Here is a 17,092-nt window from a genome sequence, read left to right on the forward strand (position 1 = left end):
GTGCTCGTCCTGCTCCCCCCGTCGGAGACCAAGGCCCCCGGGGGCTACGGCGCCCCGCTCGACCTCGGCTCGCTGACCGCGCCGGAGCTCACCCCGGTGCGCACCGCGCTCGCCGGAGCCCTGGTGCAGCTCGCCGACGACGTCCCGGCGTCGCGCGCGGCCCTCGGGCTCTCGGCGAAGCAGGACGACGAGGTCGCCCGCAACGCGGCGCTGTTCACCTCCGGCACCCTGCCCGCGCTGCACCGCTACACCGGCGTGCTCTACGACGCGCTGGACGTCACCACCCTGACCCGGGCGCAGCGTGCGCGGGCCGATCGCCGGCTGGCCGTGGGATCCGCCCTCTTCGGCCTCGTGGCCGGCGGCGACCGGATCCCCGGCTACCGGCTGTCGGCCGGGTCGGCCCTGCCCGGGCTGCCTCCGCTGCGGGCGCTGTGGAAGCCGGCGCTCGGGCCCGTGCTCGCCGGGACGCAGGGGCTCGTCGTCGACCTGCGCAGCGGCTCGTACGCCGCGCTCGCCCCGGTCCCCGGCGCCGTCACCGTCGCCGTCCTCAGCGAGCGTCCCGACGGCACCCGGGCGGTCGTCAGCCACTTCAACAAGGCGCACAAGGGCCGGCTCGCCCGCCTGCTCGCCACCACGACCGCCGAGCCGTCGGACCCCGGAGGGCTGCGGAGGCTGCTGCGCCGCGCGGGGTTGCACGTGGAACATGACGGCGGCACGGCGTTCACGCTGGTGGTGCCGGCCTCCTGAGGCCGATGTCTCGCCCCCGGTCGCCGGGGTTGGTTGCACGCAACCGGCTCTCCGTGACATAACTGCGGGGACCACGTGGCCCGAACAGCCGCGGCGCGCTGGTCTGCGATCCGGCGACCGCCGGGGTGGAAGGGCTTCGGTGGACGGAACGGACCGCACGGCCCAGACGGGGGACGACCCCGGCAGCCGGGCCGCGGCCCGGCTGCGGCGCGACCGCGTCCGGGTCGACGCCGCGCAGCGACTGCTGCCGCTCGCCGACGGGCCCGGCCTCGATCGCCTGGCCGCGCTCGCCGCGCACCTCCTGGGGACCTCGGGCAGCCAGGTGTCGTTGCTGGCCGACGTCCAGCTGATCGCCGCGGGCACCGACGGGGTCGACGTCGGGAGCACCGGCCCGCTCGAGGAGTCGCTGTGCACGATCACCGCGGCGCTCCCCATCGGTGAGGCCCTCGTCGTCCCCGACGCCCGCACCGACGAGCGGGTCGACGGGCTGCCCCCGGTGCGCTCCGGCACCGTCGGCTCGTACCTCGGCGTCGCGCTCACCGACGCGGGCGGCAGCCCGGTCGGCGCGCTCTGCGTCTTCGACCCCGAACCCCGGCCGTGGGCCGACTCGGAGGTCGCCGTCCTCCGCCAGCTCGCCGCCTCGGTGATGACCGAGCTGGAGCTGTCCAGCCTCCTGCGGCAGTACGAGAACGACCGGCTGCGCTGGGAGCTGGCGACCGAGGCCGGTGGCGTGGGCACCTGGGAGTGGGACCTGACGACCGGCGTCCTCACGTGGGACGAGCAGCTCATCGCCATGTTCGGCTACGACGTCGAGGGCTTCGACCGGACGATCGATGCGTTCAACGAGCGGCTGCACCCCGACGACCGGCAGTGGGTGGGCGAGGCCCTGCAGCAGGCGATCGAGGTCTGCGGCGAGTACGACGCCACCTACCGGGTGGTCCGCCCCGACGGTGAGACCCGCTGGGTGCACGCCCGCGGCCGGGCGGTGGCCGGCCGGCACGGCCGGGCCGCGCGCGCGCTCGGCGCCGCCTACGACATCACCGGGGCGCGGGAGGCGGCGACCCTGGTCACCCGCACGCTCGACGCCATGCCGGCCGGCTTCTACAGCCTGGACCGCGAGTGGCGGTTCACCCACGTCAACGCCGAGGCGGAGCGGCTGCTGCGGACCACCCGTGAGGAGCTCCTGGGCCGGGAGCTCTGGGAGGCGTTCCCGGACGCCGTCGACAGCGTGTTCGACACGCGGTACCGGGAGGCGGTGCGTACCGGCCGGCCCATCTCCTTCGACGCCTACTACCCGCCGCCGCTGGACGGCTGGTACGAGCTCCGGGCGTGGCCGAGCCCCGACGGCCTGTCGGTGTACTTCCTGGAGGTCACCGAGCGGCGGCGCATGGAGGAGCAGGCCGAGCGCGCGGCCCAGCGGCTGGCGCTGCTGGCCAGCGTCAGCGCCGACCTCGCCGGCGCGCTGGACCAGCAGGGCGCGATGTCCCACCTGCCCGAGCTCGTCGTCCCCGCGCTCGCCGACTTCTGCATCGTCACGGTGGTGGACCCCGAGGGGCGCCCGCACGACGTCGGCTCCTGGCACCGGGATCCTGAGCAGCGCCCGCTGCTGGAGCGCTACAGCCAGGTCCGGATGGACTCGATGCCGGCGGACTCGCCCGCCGCGGACTCGCTGCGCACCGGGCGGCAGAACCGCAGCAGCGGGAAGGACGTCCTGGCCCTCCTGCCGCCCGGCGAGGCGAAGGACCTGCTGACCCGGCTCGCCCCGCGGGAGGCCGTCATCCTGCCGATGCGCGGCCGCAACCGCACGCTCGGACTGCTGACCATCTACTACGGCGAAGACACCCCGCTGCGCGCGGAGAACGTGGCGACCGCCCAGGAGGCGGCCGACCGGGCCGGCCTGGCGCTGGACAACGGCCGGCTCTACACCGCCCAGCAGCAGCTCGCCGAGGGGCTGCAGCGCAGCCTGCTCACCGAGCCGCCGGAGCCCGACCACGCGGAGATCGCGGTGCGGTACCTCCCCGCCGCCGAGGCCGCCCGGGTGGGCGGCGACTGGTACGACGCCTTCCTGCAGCCGGGGGGCGCGACGATGCTGGTGATCGGCGACGTCGTCGGTCACGACACCGAGGCGGCGGCGGCGATGGGCCAGCTGCGCGGTCTGCTGCGCGGGGTGGCCACCTACAGCGACGCCGGGCCGAAGGAGGTCCTGCGCGGCCTCGACGCCTCGATGACGACGCTGCAGATCCCCACCCTGGCCACCGCGGCGGTGGCCCGGTTCGAGCAGACCCCCGACGAGGTGGACCTGGGCGTGACGCGGATGCGCTGGGCCAACGCCGGCCACCTCCCCCCGCTGATGATCACCCCGGCCGGGAAGGTCGCGGAGCTGGGCGAGTGGAGCGGCGACCTGCTGCTGGGTGTCGACCCCGCGGCGCAGCGGCGGGAGACGGTCGTCACCCTCGACCGGGGGTCGACGGTGCTGCTCTACACCGACGGCCTCGTCGAGCGCCGCGACTCCGACCTCGACGCGGGCATCCTGCGGCTGCGCGAGGCGCTGGCCGAGCTGGCCGACCTGCCGCTGGAACCGCTGCTCGACGAGCTGCTGGAGCGGCTGGTCCACGGCCGCCCCGAGGACGACGTCGCGCTGGTCGCCGTCCGGCTGCACCCGCAGGACCGCCCCCGGCCGGCGGAGGCCGGGCCGACCCGCGTGCCCCCCACCGTGCCGCCGGACCCCGCGGCGCGCTGACCGCCCCTGCGCAGGCGGGGCTGGTCAGGCGCGGTCGCGGCGCACCTGGGCCTTCCGGCCCTTGATCATGGTGGCCCGCAGCGCCTGCACGACCTCGTCGGCCGCGGACTCGGGCACCTCGACCAGCGCGAACCGCTGGTGGATCTCGATCGACCCGACGTCGCGGCCGGTCAGCCCGGTCTCGCCGGTGATGGCGCCGACCAGGTCGCCGGGCCGGATGCCGGCGTCCCGGCCGACCCCGACGAACAGCCGGGCCGAGGGCCCACCGGAGCTGCGGCCGCGCGCAGGCCGCTCGCCCCGCCCCTCGGGCCGCCGTCCGCCCCGGTCGTCGCGCTCGGGCCGGAAGGAGACCTGCGGGATCTCCTCGTCGTCGTCGACCGGCCCCGCCGCCTCGTGGGCCAGCTTGACCGCCGCCAGCGCGACCTCCATCAGGTCGAACTCGTCGGCGAGGGTCTCGACGACGACACGGAACCGGTCCAGGTCGTCACCGAGCAGGCTCTCCCGGAGCGCGCCCCGGGTCAGGTCGAGCCGCCGGGCGCGCAGGTCGGCGACGGTGGGCACGGTCTGCACGGAGATCGGGGCGCCGGCGACCTTCTCGATGGTCTTGAGCATCCGGTGCTCGCGCGGCTCGGCCAGGGTGATGGCGATGCCCTCGCGCCCGGCCCGGCCCACCCGGCCGATGCGGTGCACGTAGGACTCCGGCGCCGACGGGACGTCGTAGTTGACGACGTGGGTGAGCTGCTCGATGTCCAGCCCGCGGGCCGCGACGTCGGTCGCCACCAGCAGGTCCGCCGTCCCGCTGCGCAGCCGGCCCATCACCTTGTCGCGCTGCTCCTGGCTCATCCCGCCGTGCAGCGGCTCGGCCCGGTAGCCGCGGCCGTTGAGCGTCTCGGTGAGGGAGTCGACCTCCTCGCGGGTGCGGCAGAAGACGATCGCCGCCGTCGGGGCCTCGACGTCGAGGATGCGGCCCAGGGCGGCCGGCTTGGCGCCGCGCGGGACGACGTAGGCGGTCTGCCGGACCCGGGGGGCCTCGCCGGGCCGGGCGGTCTCCCGCGCGATCGTGATGCGCACCGGATCGGAGAGGTGCCGCCGGGCCAGCGCGTCCAGCCGGCGCGGCATCGTGGCCGAGAACAGCACGGTCTGCCGCTGCCGGGGGGTCTCGTCGAGGATCGCCTCGAGGTCCTCGGCGAAGCCCATGTCGAGCATCTCGTCAGCCTCGTCGAGCACCACCGTGGTGATCTCGCCCAGGTGCAGCGCGCCACGGTTGAGCAGGTCGAGGGCCCGGCCGGGCGTCGCGACGACGACGTCGACGCCCGACTCCAGCGAGCGCAGCTGGCGGACGATCGGGGCGCCGCCGTAGACGGGCAGCACGCGGGCGCCCAGGTCGCGGCCGTAGCGGTGCAGGGCCTCCGACACCTGGACGGCGAGCTCGCGGGTGGGCACCAGCACCAGCGCGACGGGAGCGCGGTCGGTGCGGTGGGCGGGCAGCCGCTGCAGCACCGGGAGCGAGAAGGCGGCGGTCTTGCCGGTGCCGGTCGCGGCCTGGCCGAGCAGGTCGCGCCCCGCGGCCAGCGGCGGGATCGCCTCCCGCTGGATGGGCGTGGGCTCCTCGTAGCCGAGGGTGGTGAGGGCTGCCAGCAGCTCCGGGCGCAGCCCGAGGTCCTCGAAGGTGGTGTCGCCGTCGGCGGGAGCTCGTTCGTCGGTCATCACCGCACATCGTTCCCCCGATGCCGCGACCACGCGCACCCGGGCTTCTGGCAGGCTGCCGGGGGTGACCGACGACGAGCTCTGCACCCGCCCCGCAACGGAGCTGGCCGCGCTGGTGCGCGACCGCCAGGTGTCCGCCCGGGAGCTGCTCGACGCGCACCTGGCGCGCATAGAGCGGCTGGACCCGCAGGTCAACGCGATCGTGACGCTGGACGCCGAGGGCGCCCGTGCCGCCGCCGACGCCGCCGACGCCGCCCAGGCGGCCGGGGAGCCGCTCGGCCCGCTGCACGGCCTGCCGGTCGCGCACAAGGACACCCACGCCACCGGTGGCATGCGGACGACGTGGGGCTCGCCGCTGCACCGCGACACCGTGCCGGCGCGGGACGAGCTGGTGGTGGCGCGGCTGAGGTCCGCGGGCGCGATCCGGATCGGCAAGACCAACGTGCCGGAGTTCGCGGCCGGCTCGCACACCTTCAACCCGCTGTTCGGCGCGACGCACAACCCCTACCGGCACGGGCTCTCCGCCGGTGGCTCCTCGGGCGGGGCCGCCGCGGCGCTGGCCGCGGGCTTCGTGCCGCTGGCCGAGGGCAGCGACATGGGCGGCTCGCTGCGCAACCCCGCGGGGTTCTGCAACGTCGTCGGGCTGCGGCCCACGCCCGGCCGGGTGCCCACGTGGCCGGCGCCGATGGGCTGGTCGACGCTCTCGGTGCAGGGGCCGATGGGCCGCACCGTCGCCGACGTGGCGCTGCAGCTGTCCGCGCTCGCGGGCCCCGACCCGCGGGTGCCGATCGCGCTGGACTCCGACCCGGCCGCGTTCCTGGCCCCCCTGCCCGAGCGGCTGGACGGGCTGCGGGTGGCCTGGGCGCCGGACCTGGGCGGCCGGGTGACGGTCGACCCGGCGATCACGGCGGTGCTGTCGGCGTCCCTGCCGGTGTTCGAGGAGCTCGGCGCGCACGTGACCGAGGACTGCCCCGACCTCTCCGGCGCCGACGACGTGTTCGGCACGCTGCGGGCCTGGCTGTTCGACGCCTCGTTCTCCGAGCTGGCCCGCAAGCACCCCGACCAGGTGAAGGAGTCGATCCACTGGAACGCGGCGCTGGGCGCGAAGCTCACCGGCGCCGACCTGTCCCGCGCCGAGCAGCTGCACACCGCGCTGCACGAGCGGGTCGTGGAGTTCTTCACCCGCTACGACGTGCTGCTCGCGCCGACGACGCAGGTGCTCCCCTTCCCGGTCGAGATCGAGTACCCGACCGAGATCGGCGGCGTGCCGCAGGAGAACTACCTGGAGTGGATGCGTTCCTGCACGCTGCTCTCCCCCACCGGCTGCCCGGCGCTCTCGGTGCCCGGCGGGTTCACGCCGGACGGGCTGCCGGTCGGGCTGCAGGTCGTCGCCGCGCCGCGGATGGAGCGGCGGGTGCTCGAGGTCGGCCACGCGTTCGAGCAGGCCACCCGCTTCGGCGAGCGCCGTCCCGCCCTCTGACCTGTTCTACGCTTCTCTAGCGGAAGAGCTAGACGGCCCGAGAGTCGCCGATATGCGGATGGGTGCGGTTGTGCGGCGCGGACAACCGCCGTCGTGCGCATATCGGCGGACTCCGGGACGGCGCGGGCGGGAGGCGTCACTGCGCGGGGCCGTCGGAGCCGGCCGGGTACTCCAGCAGCGGCACGTCGCCGGCCGCCCACGCGGCGAGGATCGGCTCGACGATCCGCCACGACTCCTCGGCCTCGACGTCGCTGATGGAGAGCGCCGCCTCCCCGGCCAGCAGCTCCTGGAGCAGCAGCCCGTAGGCGGAGAGCCGGGCCGGCGGCAGGTCCACCTCGAGCGCCCGGCGCTCCAGGTCGAAGGGATCGCCCGCCCCGTTCAGGTTCAGCTCCAGGCTGATGCCGTCAGGGTCCAGGCGGAGCCGGAGGACGTCGGGCTCGGGCGGGCCCTCGCCGTCCTCCCGGCCGAAGGCCAGGTGCGGCACCGGCTTGAAGCGCAGCACGATCTCGTGCCGGTCCGCGCCCAGCGCCTTGCCGGAGCGCAGCCGGAACGGGACGCCCGCCCACCGCCAGTTGTCGATGCCGACGGTGTACTCGGCGTAGGTCTCGGTGCCGCGGTCGGCCTGGACGCCGGCCTCCGCGGTGTAGTCGGGCAGCGGCCGGCCGCCGACCGTGCCGGCGGTGTACCGGGCGCGCACGGTGTCGCGGAGAGGGTCCTCCGGCGACCGGACGGCACGCAGCACGTCGGCCTTGCGGGCTGCCAGCGAGCGGGCGTCCATCGCCGTCGGCGGCTCCATCGCCACGACGGCCAGCATCTGCAGCAGGTGGTTCTGCAGCATGTCGCGCAGGGCACCGGCGGTGTCGTAGTAACCGGCCCGGCCCTCCAGCCCGAGCGTCTCGTCGAACACGATGTCGACCCGCTCCACGTGCTGGGCGTTCCAGAGCGGCTCGAACATCCGGTTGGCGAACCGCAGGCCGAGGATGTTGAGCACCGTCTGCATCGCCAGGAAGTGGTCGGTGCGGAACACCGACTCCTCGGGCACCAGCCGGTGCAGGACGGCGTTGAGCGCCCGGGCGTCGTCGAGGTTCCGTCCGAACGGCTTCTCGACGGCGACGACCGCCCCCTCCGGCAGCCCCACCTCGGCCAGCGCCTCGAGCGTCGGCAGGAAGACCGTGTTGGGCAGCGCCAGGTAGACCACGGGCACCCCGCCGGCCCGCTGCAGGGCGGCCCGCAGGTCGGCGGGCAGGGTGACGTCGCCGTGCCGGTAGCCCAGCCGGCCCACCAGCCGTTCGCGGGACTCCTCGGGCACGTGGCCGGCGTGCTCGGCCAGCCGTGCGCGGGCCCAGTCGCGGTACTCGTCGTCGGACCAGTCCTCCCGGCTCACCGCCAGGACGACCGGCTGCTCCAGGACGCCGGCGTCGACCAGCTCGGCGAGCCCCGGGAGCAGCAGCCGCCCGGTGAGGTCGCCGGTGCCGCCGAGGACGAGGAAGGAGCGGCTCACCGCCGCGCCTCCTCGGCCCGGGCCAGGTTCCAGCCGCTGGTGATGACCCCGACATGGCTGAACGCCTGCGGGAAGTTGCCGAGGAACGCCCCGGTGCCCGGATCGATCTCCTCGGCGAGCAGGCCCACCTCGTTGGCCCGCCCGCACAGCGAGTCGTACAGCTGGTGCGCCTCGTCCAGCCGGCCCTGGCCGGTCAGGTTGTCGACCAGCCAGAAGCTGCACAGCAGGAACGCGCCCTCGCCCCCGGGCAGCCCGTCGGGGGAGTCGCCGTGCAGGTAGCGGTAGAGCAGCCCGTCCCCGGCGTCGAGGTGCCGGCGGACCGCCTCGGTGGTCGCCACCATGCGGGGGTCGTCAGCGGCGACGACCCGGCGCAGCGGCAGGGTGAGCAGGGAGCCGTCCAGGCCGCCCCGGTTCGGCTGCCCCGACGGCGCGAGGTGCTCGGTGAACGTGCCCCGCTCCTGATCCCAGGCCTCCTCGAGCAGGGTGGCCCGGATGAAGTCGGCCTCCTGCCGCCACTCCCCCTGCGGATGCGGCAGCCCGCAGAGCTCCGCGATCCGCAGCGCCCGGTCGACGGCGACGTGGCACATCGCGACGGAGTAGGTGAAGGGGCGGCCGGCGTCGCGGATCTCCCAGATCCCGTTGTCCGGCGTCCGCCAGTTGGCGATCGCCTGCTCGGTCAGCTCGCACAGCGCCCGCCACAGCGCCGGCCCGACCTCGCCGCCGGCGCGCACCCACTGGTAGGCGACGTCGAGCAGCTCGCCGTAGACGTCGTGCTGCACCTGCCGGGCCGCACCGTTCCCCCACCGGACCGGCCCCGACCCGCGGTACCCGGACAGGGCCAGGTCCTCCCACTCGAGGCCGGGCCGCCGGCCGTCGAGGGTGTAGACGATGCTGGTCCGGTCGTCGCGCTCGACGTTGCGCAGCGTCCAGGCGAGGAACGAGTCGGCCTCCTCGTGCATCCGGATCCGGCGCAGCGCGTACGTGGTGAACGCGGCGTCCCGGATCCAGGTGTAGCGGTAGTCCCAGTTGCGCACGCCGCCGATCTCCTCCGGTAGCGAGGAGGTCGCCGCCGCCATGATCGCGCCGGTGGAGGCGTGGTCGAGCAGCTTGAGCGTGAGCGCGGACCGCCGCACGAGATCGCGCTGCGGGCCGTCGTAGTGGATGCAGCCGGCCCAGTTCCGCCAGGCGGCGGCGGTCTGGTCGACCAGCCGCTGGGGCGCGGACCGCGACCGGGTGTGCGTCTGGCCCGACCAGTGCAGCGTGCAGGTGAGCAGCTCCCCCTTGGCCAGGCGGACCCGGGCGCGCAGGGCGCCGGCCCGGTCGACGGCGAGCTCGTGGGAGCACCACAGGTAGAGCTCCAGCTCCGGGTGCGCCGGCCACAGGATGCGCCAGGCACCGAGCTCCCGCCGCACCTGGACGCCGTCCAGCGGGGTCAGGTGGACGTCGACCTCCTGGCTCCCGCCGACCGCCCGGGCCAGGCGCAGCAGCTCTCCGCGGCCCGACTCCACCTGCTCACCCAGGTCCGACCCCGACCGCAGGGTCATGCAGTCGGTCAGCTCGAGACGCCCGCCGGCGCCCTGCATCTCGGTCACCAGGATCCCGGTGTCGGGCAGGTAGCGCTGGGCCGACTCCCGCAGGCCGGCCGGGGCGATGCCGAAGCTGCCCCCGCGCCCGGCGTCGAGGATGCCCGCGAAGAACGGCCGGCTGTCGAAGGCCGGCAGGCACAACCAGGGGATGCTGCCGTCGCGGCCCACGAGCGCGCAGGTCACGCCATCCCCGATGAGGCCGTGGTCCTCGATGGGCAGGTAGCCGTCGGTGCGGTCGATCGGGCGGAGCGGCACGGGCGGTCCTCGGGTCGTCGGCACGGGTCCGTTCGACGGTGCCCGCGCAGCCACCGGCCAATCCCCCGTCCCGCGACTCGGGCGATCTAGGGTTTTCTAGCAGCCCACCTAGAGAGCCTGATACCCGCCGATATGCACACGACGGCGGGAATCACCCCGCCCGGAACAGCAGCCGTGCGCATCCGGGCGAGAAACCGGGCGCCGGCGGCTACTGCTCGCCGGGGCGGGGGAGGCGGCGGGCCTGGCGGCGACGGCGCAGCCCGCGCAGCGTCCGGACGGCGACCAGCAGCTCGGCCAGCTCCTGCCGGTCGCCCGCGGTGATGTCGGCGAGCTGCCCGGCGGCGCGGTGCTGGGCGATGTCCCAGCCCTCCTCCCACCGGACCACCAGCTCGTCGGGCCGCTCGGCGTCGGAGGCGCGTCCGCTGAGCACGTCCTCGGTGAGCGAGGCCTGCTCCATGGCGAGGTCGTCGCGCAGCGAGGCGCGGGCCATCGACGGCCAGCGGCGGTCGCGCGGCAGGGCGATCACCAGCTCACGCAGGTTCACCAGCCCCAGCCGCTCGGCCAGCCGCTGCATCACCTGGCCGGCGAGGGCCACCGGTGCCCCGGTGCGCTCGGCGACCACGGCGAGGTCGAGGGCGGCCGGCATCAGCGGCGCGGCGGCGACGCGGGCGGCCAACTCCGCGGGGAGGCCGGCCTCCTGCAGCCGCCCGGCCCGGGAGGCGTAGGACTCGGCCTCGGCGCCCAGCAACCAGCCGGGCAGGCCGGCCTCCACCTCGGCCACCGGTGCGGCGAACCGGTCCGTCACCTCGGCCAGCGGGAGCGGGTGCTCGGCGGTCAGGTCGGGCTGGCGCAGCAGCCAGCGGGTGGCCCGCTCGGCCAGCCGGGTCCCCTCGGTGCGCGCCTCCACCTGGGCGGCGGCCGAGACCTGGCTGTCCAGCGGGCGGACGGCGTCCCACATCCGGTCGATGCCGAACACCGCGCGGGCGACCGTGTGGGCCCGCACCACCGTCGCCAGCGGCACCCCGGTCTCCTCGGTGAGCCGGTACAGCCCGGTGACGCCGGCGATGTTGACCGCCCGGTTGGTCAAAGCGGTGCCGATGATCTCCCGGCGCAGGGGGTGGCTGGTGATCGCGACGGGGAACCGGTCGCGCAGCGGAGCCGGGAAGTACTCGACCAGCAGCTCCTCCAGCGAGGGGTCGTCGGGGAGCGACGACGCCAGCACCGCGTCACTGGTCTGGAGCTTCGCGTAGGCCAGCAGCACCGACAGCTCCGGGCCGGTCAGCGCCTGCCCGTCGCGCCGACGCTCGGTGAGCCCGCGGTCGTCGGGCAGCGCCTCGACGGCGCGGTTGAGCCGCCCGGAGCGCTCCAGCGACCGGATGAACCGCTCGTGGGAGTCCAGCAGGCTGCGGGCCGCAGCGGTCTCCCCGGCGAGGGTGGCGTTCTGCGCGTGGTTGTCGGTGAGGACGGCGGCCGCGACGTCGTCGGCCATCTCGCCGAGCAGCGCCGCCCGGCCCGCGGCGTCGATCCGCCCCTCGTCTACCACCCGGTTGAGCGCGATCTTGATGTTCACCTCGTGGTCGGAGGTGTCCACGCCGGCGGAGTTGTCGATGGCGTCGGTGTTCAGCCGGCCGCCGGTGAGCGCGTACTCCACCCGGCCGCGCTGGGTGAGGCCCAGGTTGCCGCCCTCGCCCACGACCCGGACGCGCAGCTGCCTGCCGTCCACGCGCACCGCGTCGTTGGCCTTGTCGCCCACCTCCAGGTGGCTCTCGCTCGCGGCCTTCACGTACGTGCCGATCCCGCCGTTGAACAGCAGGTCCACCGGGGCGAGCAGCACCGCGCGGATCAGCTCGACCGGCGGGCGCGCCGTGACGTCGCCGGGCAGGCCGAGGGCGGCGCGCGTCTGCTCGCTGACCGGGATCGACTTCGCCGTCCGCGGCCAGACGCCGCCGCCCGCGCTGATCAGCGAGGTGTCGTAGTCGGCCCACGAGGAGCGGGGCAGGTCGAACAACCGCCGGCGCTCGGCGAACGACGCCGCCGCATCGGGGGTCGGGTCGACGAACACGTGCCGGTGGTCGAAGGCGGCCACCAGCCGGATGTGCTCCGACAGGAGCATGCCGTTGCCGAAGACGTCACCGGACATGTCGCCGACGCCGACGACGGTGAACTCCTCCCGCTGCACGTCGAGGTCGAGCGCGCGGAAGTGGCGGGTCACCGACTCCCAGGCGCCGCGGGCGGTGATGCCCATGGCCTTGTGGTCGTAGCCCACCGAGCCGCCGGAGGCGAAGGCGTCGCCCAGCCAGTAACCGCGCTCGAGCGCCACCGAGTTGGCGAGGTCGGAGAAGGTCGCCGTCCCCTTGTCGGCGGCGATCACCAGGTAGCTGTCGTCGCCGTCGTGCCGGACCACCTTCTCCGGCGGCACGACCGCCCCGTCCACCAGGTTGTCGGTGAGCGCGAGCAGGGCGCCGACGAAGAGCCGGTAGCAGGCCTGGGCCTCCGCGACGACCTCCTCGCGGGAGGCGCCGTCCGGCGGGGGGTTCTTCACCACGAAGCCGCCCTTGGCGCCGGTCGGCACGATCACGGTGTTCTTCACCATCTGCGCCTTGACCAGGCCCAGCACCTCGGTGCGCAGGTCCTCGTGGCGGTCGGACCAGCGCAGCCCGCCGCGGGCCACCGCGCCGAACCGCAGGTGCACGCCCGTCACCCGCGGCGAGGTGACCCACACCTCGTGCGCCGGCCGGGGCTCCGGGAGGTCGGGCACCTCCGCGGGGTCGAGCTTGAGCGCCAGCACCGGGGAGGTGGCGGACGACGGGGCGTAGTAGGTGGTGCGCTGCGTCGCGGTGACCGCGGCGAGCAGCGAGCGGAGCACCCGGTCGGCGTCGAGGGAGGCGACCTCGCCGATCGACCGGCGCAGCGCCTCGACCAGCTCGGCCTGCCGGGCCTCGCGGCCGGCGCCGCGCCCGGGCGAGAAGCGGGTCTCGAACAGCGCGACCAGCCGGGCCACGACGCCGGGGTGGGCGGCCAGCGTCCGCTCGACGTAGGCCTGGCTGAACGGCAGCCCGGCCTGGCGCAGCCACTGCACGTAGGCCCGCACCACGGTGACCTGCCGCCAGGTCAGCCCGGCGAGCAGGACGAGGGCGCCCAGGCCGTCGTCCTCGGCCTGCCGGCGCCAGACGGCGCCCACCGCGTCGGTGAACCGCTCGGGCAGCGAGCGCAGCAGCGGCGGGTCCACCGGCGGGACGGCGATGCCGAAGTCGTAGATCCAGGTCGGCGGCGCGCCGATCCGGTCGATCTCGTAGGGCCGCTCGTCGACGACGTCGACGCCCATGTTCTGCAGCATCGGCAGGATCTGGGACAGCAGCAGCCGCTCCCCCACCCGGTACACCGACAGCCGGCGCTCGCCCGGGGCCGCGCCGGCCGGCGTCCACAGCCGCAGCGCCAGGTCGTCCTGCGCCAGGCCCTCGAGGCGGACGAGGTCCTCCACGGCGCGGTCGGCCGGGAAGTGGTCCTGGTAGGCGCCGGGGAAGGCGTCGGCGACCCGGGCGAAGACCTTCTCGGCATCCGCGCCGAAGCGCGCCGACAGGGCGGCGGCGAGGTCGTCGGTCCAGCTGCGCGCGGCCGCGGCCAGCTCGGCCTGCAGCCGCTCGACGTCGACGTCGACCGGCGGCGTCGCCCCCTGCCGGCTCACCGGCAGCCGGATCACGAAGTGCAGCCGGGCCAGCACCGACTCGGTGGAGCGGGCGGTGAACTCGATCCCGGCCCCGCCGAGCCGCTCGAGCAGCAGCTGCTGCATCGCCAGCCGGACGGCGGTGGTGTACCGGTCGCGGGGCAGGTAGACCAGCGCGGACCAGAACCGGCCGGTGGGGTCCCGCCGGAGGAACAGCCGGGTCTGCCGCCGCTCCTGCAGGTGCAGGACGGCCATCGCCACCGGCAGGAGCTCATCGGCCCCCACCTGCATCAGCTCGTCGCGGGGGTAGGTCTCCAGGACCTCGAGCAGCGCCTTGCCGGTGTGGCTGTCGGCCGGGACGCCGGATCCGGTGATCACCCCGGCGACCCGGCGCCGGACGATCGGGATGTCCAGGACGCTGCTGGTGTAGGCCGCCGACGGGAAGAGCCCCACCAGCCGGTGCTGCCGCCGGGCGCCACCGGCCTCGCCCGGCAGCGTGACGGTGATCAGGTCGAGCCACGCCCGCCGGTGCACCGTGGAGCGGATGTCGGCCTTGGTGACGTCGAGCAGGTGCCTGCCCGGCGCCTGGCCGGCCTCCGGGGTGCCGCCGGCCGCGCCGCTCATGTCGACGTCGCTGCGCAGCACGCCCAGGCCGCTGCCCGGCACGGGCTGGACGCCGGAACGCCCCTCTCCCGCCAGCTCCACCTCGCGGGCCCCGAGCAGGGCGAAGTTGCCGTCGGCCAGCCAGCGCAGCAGCGCCGCGGCCTCGGCGGGGTCGTCGGCCGGGTCGCCGCCGGTAGCCGGGCCGCCGGCGGGCACCGCGGCCTCCACCCGCCCGGCCAGCTCCCGGACCCGCTCCTGGAGCCGGTCGGCGTCCTCGTGCACCGCCCGCACGTCGTCGAGCACGGTGCGCAGCCCGGCGACCAGGTCGTCGGCCGCCTCGCCGTCCAGCGGTCCGTCCAGGAGGACGGCGATCCACGACTCGGCGAGCGCGTCGCTGCCGCACTCGGCGGGGTCCCCGCTGTCGCAGAAGGCGGTGATCCTGCCGCGCAGGTCGCGGCGGACCACGAGGACGGGGTGGACGACGTGCTCGATGGCGAAACCCTGGCGGACCACCTCGGCGGTGACCGAGTCGACGAGGAAGGGCATGTCGTCGGTGACCAGCCGGACGAGCGCGCGGCCGGCGCCCCGCCCCGTCGTCACCGGGCGGACGTCGACGGTCGCGGCCCCCGGCGGCCGCACCTCGGCGAGGGCCAGGTGGCCCAGGGCGAGGGCGGCGAGGTCGGCCGCCTCCGTGCCGAGGACCTCCTCGGCGGGCTCGCTCCAGAAGTACCGCTGCAGGAACGACGGCAGGTCCTCGGCGCTGCATCCCGCGGGAAGTTCCACCGGCCCGCGCCCGGCTCCGGCGACGGCGGCGCGGGCCGCCTCGCGCAGCAGCAGCTTCTTCTCGTCGCGGCCGGCTTCCAGGGCGGCCAGCTCGGTCAGGGAGCCGCCCGCGGGAGCGCCGTCCCGGTCGCCTCCCCGGGTCTCCGGGGCCACACCGGTGTCACTGGCCATGTCCGGCCACGGTACTGGCCGGTGAGACCCCCGTCACGGCGACGCGGGAGGCCTCCGCTCCGTCCGGGAGCTCAGCGGTCGAGCAGCTGGTCGGCCACCCAGCCGACGACGGCGAGGATCAGGCCACCGATCAGGGCGGTGCCGAACCCGTCGATGGTGAGCCGGTCGGTGATCCCCGCGGTGAGCCCGAGCAGCGCCGCGTTGATGACCAGCAGGAACAGGCCCAGCGTGAGCAGCACGAACGGCAGCGACAGCAGCCGCAGCACCGGGCCGACGAGGGCGTTGACCACCCCGAAGATGAGCCCGATCCACAGGTAGCTGCCGTACTCCCCCAGCGGGCCGTCCGGGTTCGGCAGCACCTCCAGCCCCGGGAGCACGTCGAAGTAGGTCAGCCCGTAGAAGGCCGCCGCGAAGACGACGACCTTGAGCAGGAACTTGATCACGGGGACGACGCTAGCGGCGGGACGGCCGCTCCTGCGGGACATCGGATCGTCTGGCCGTGTCTAGACGAGGCGCTAGAGAGCCGCAGACGGCGGTCGACTCCCCGTGCTGCCGCACGCGGCCCACCCGCCCCACGCGACACGCGCAGGTCGTTCTACCGATCTCTACGCCGGGTCCTAGACGACGGCATACGGTGCTCGACATGGACCCGGTGCGGAACCCCTACGCCCCCGGCGCGGGCCAGCGCCCGCCCGAGCTGGCCGGCCGGGACGGCGAGCTGTCGGCGTTCGACGTCGTGCTCGAGCGGATCGCCCGCGGCCGGCCCGAGCGCTCCCTGGTGCTCACCGGGCTGCGCGGCGTCGGTAAGACGGTGCTGCTCAACCAGCTGCGGTCGGCCGCGATCGCGCGCGGCTGGGGCACCGGGAAGATCGAGGCGCGCCCCGAGCAGTCGCTGCGCCGACCGGTCTCCTCCGCGCTGCACATGGCGTTGCGCGAGCTGGGTCCCCGGCACGGCGACCAGGAGTCGGTCACCGAGGTGCTGGGCGTGGTCAAGGCGTTCGCCCAGCGGGTCAATCCGACGGAGGCGAAGGTGCGGGACCGCTGGCAGCCGGGCATCGACGCCCCCGCGGCCACGGGGCGGGCCGACTCCGGTGACATGGAGATCGACCTCGTCGAGCTGCTCAGCGACGCCGCCGGGGTGGCGGCGGACATCGGCAGCGGCATCGCGCTGTTCATCGACGAGATGCAGGACATCGCGCCCGACGACGTCTCGGCCATCTGCGCGGCCTGCCACGAGCTGTCCCAGCAGGGCGCGCCGCTGATCGTCGTCGGCGCGGGCCTGCCCCACCTGCCGGCCGTCCTGTCGGCGTCGAAGAGCTACTCGGAGCGGCTGTTCCGCTACCTGCGCATCGACCGGCTGGACCGCGCGGCGGCCGACCGCGCCCTGCTCGCCCCCGCGGAGCGCGAGGACGTGGAGTTCGAGCCGGCCGCGCTCGACGCCCTCTACGCGGCCGCGGACGGCTACCCCTACTTCGTGCAGGCCTACGGGAAGGTCACCTGGGACGTCGCCGCCTCCTCCCCCATCACCGCCGCCGACGTCGCCATGGCCGCGCCCGTCGCCGAGGCGGAGCTCGCGGTGGGCTTCTTCGGCTCCCGCTACGACCGCGCGACGCCCGCCGAGCGGGAGTACATGCACGCGATGGCCGAGCTGGGCGGCCCCGGCGGTGCGGCGGTCGCGACGTCGGAGGTGGCCGTCGCCCTGGGCCGCAAGCCGGCGTCCCTCTCCCCCGCCCGCGACTCGCTGATCAAGAAGGGCCTGGTCTACTCCGCCGAGCGCGGCCAGATCGCCTTCACGGTGCCGCACTTCGGCCGCTTCCTGCTGCGCCACCCCGAGTAGGGGTCCGCAGCAGCGCGC

Annotated in this window: 9 protein-coding genes; 4 read left to right on the plus strand and 5 right to left on the minus strand. The window is 75.3% G+C overall.

The window, feature by feature from the left end; translation table 11 throughout:
• Both yaaA and ACI790_RS06540 read left to right on the plus strand, forming a co-directional pair.
• On the plus strand, positions 1-747 hold the full coding sequence (gene yaaA, locus ACI790_RS06535) for a peroxide stress protein YaaA (protein ID WP_456568982.1): 747 nt from the start codon (positions 1-3) through the stop codon (positions 745-747).
• 139 nt (positions 748-886) lie between these two features.
• On the plus strand, positions 887-3,487 hold the full coding sequence (locus ACI790_RS06540; RefSeq protein ID WP_456568983.1) for a SpoIIE family protein phosphatase: 2,601 nt from the start codon (positions 887-889) through the stop codon (positions 3,485-3,487).
• 24 nt (positions 3,488-3,511) lie between these two features.
• Here ACI790_RS06540 and ACI790_RS06545 read toward each other — a convergent pair whose 3' ends face one another.
• Positions 3,512-5,194, minus strand: coding sequence for a DEAD/DEAH box helicase (locus tag ACI790_RS06545; protein WP_456568984.1), 1,683 nt, complete (start codon positions 5,192-5,194; stop codon positions 3,512-3,514).
• A 64-nt stretch (positions 5,195-5,258) separates the two neighbouring features.
• On the opposite strand from ACI790_RS06545, the gene ACI790_RS06550 reads away from it, so the two are divergent.
• Positions 5,259-6,674: an amidase gene (locus ACI790_RS06550; RefSeq protein WP_456568985.1), complete on the plus strand. Its 1,416-nt coding sequence runs from the start codon at positions 5,259-5,261 to the stop codon at positions 6,672-6,674.
• 136 nt (positions 6,675-6,810) lie between these two features.
• On the opposite strand, the gene ACI790_RS06555 is transcribed toward ACI790_RS06550, so the two are convergent.
• The 4 genes from ACI790_RS06555 to ACI790_RS06570 form a co-directional block, all read right to left on the minus strand.
• Positions 6,811-8,175: a glucose-6-phosphate dehydrogenase gene (locus ACI790_RS06555; RefSeq protein WP_456568986.1), complete on the minus strand. Its 1,365-nt coding sequence runs from the start codon at positions 8,173-8,175 to the stop codon at positions 6,811-6,813.
• Entirely contained in the window at positions 8,172-10,016 is a 1,845-nt protein-coding gene (locus tag ACI790_RS06560) for a glycoside hydrolase family 15 protein (protein ID WP_456568987.1), read from the minus strand. Before ACI790_RS06560 ends, ACI790_RS06555 begins: the two co-directional genes overlap by 4 nt.
• Positions 10,017-10,224: 208 nt before the next feature.
• Positions 10,225-15,237, minus strand: a complete 5,013-nt coding sequence (locus tag ACI790_RS06565) for an NAD-glutamate dehydrogenase (RefSeq protein WP_456568988.1) — start codon at positions 15,235-15,237, stop codon at positions 10,225-10,227.
• A gap of 71 nt (positions 15,238-15,308) precedes the next feature.
• On the minus strand, positions 15,309-15,680 hold the full coding sequence (locus tag ACI790_RS06570) for a phage holin family protein (protein ID WP_456568989.1): 372 nt from the start codon (positions 15,678-15,680) through the stop codon (positions 15,309-15,311).
• Between the two features lie 200 nt (positions 15,681-15,880).
• Here ACI790_RS06570 and ACI790_RS06575 point away from each other — a divergent pair, with 200 nt between their 5' ends.
• Positions 15,881-17,074 (plus strand): AAA family ATPase, encoded by a 1,194-nt coding sequence (locus tag ACI790_RS06575; RefSeq protein WP_456568990.1) that lies wholly within the window; start codon positions 15,881-15,883, stop codon positions 17,072-17,074.
• Positions 17,075-17,092 lie beyond the last annotated feature (18 nt).

The sequence above is a fragment of the Blastococcus sp. SYSU DS0539 genome (genome assembly GCF_054050855.1).

Excerpts from the sequence above, each read along its gene's own strand:
- ACI790_RS06565 (WP_456568988.1), bottom strand. The coding sequence starts at position 15,237 with ATGGCCAGTGACACCGGTGTGGCCCCGGAGACCCGGGGAGGCGACCGG.
- ACI790_RS06545 (WP_456568984.1), bottom strand. The coding sequence starts at position 5,194 with ATGACCGACGAACGAGCTCCCGCCGACGGCGACACCACCTTCGAGGAC.
- ACI790_RS06575 (WP_456568990.1), top strand. The coding sequence starts at position 15,881 with ATGGACCCGGTGCGGAACCCCTACGCCCCCGGCGCGGGCCAGCGCCCG.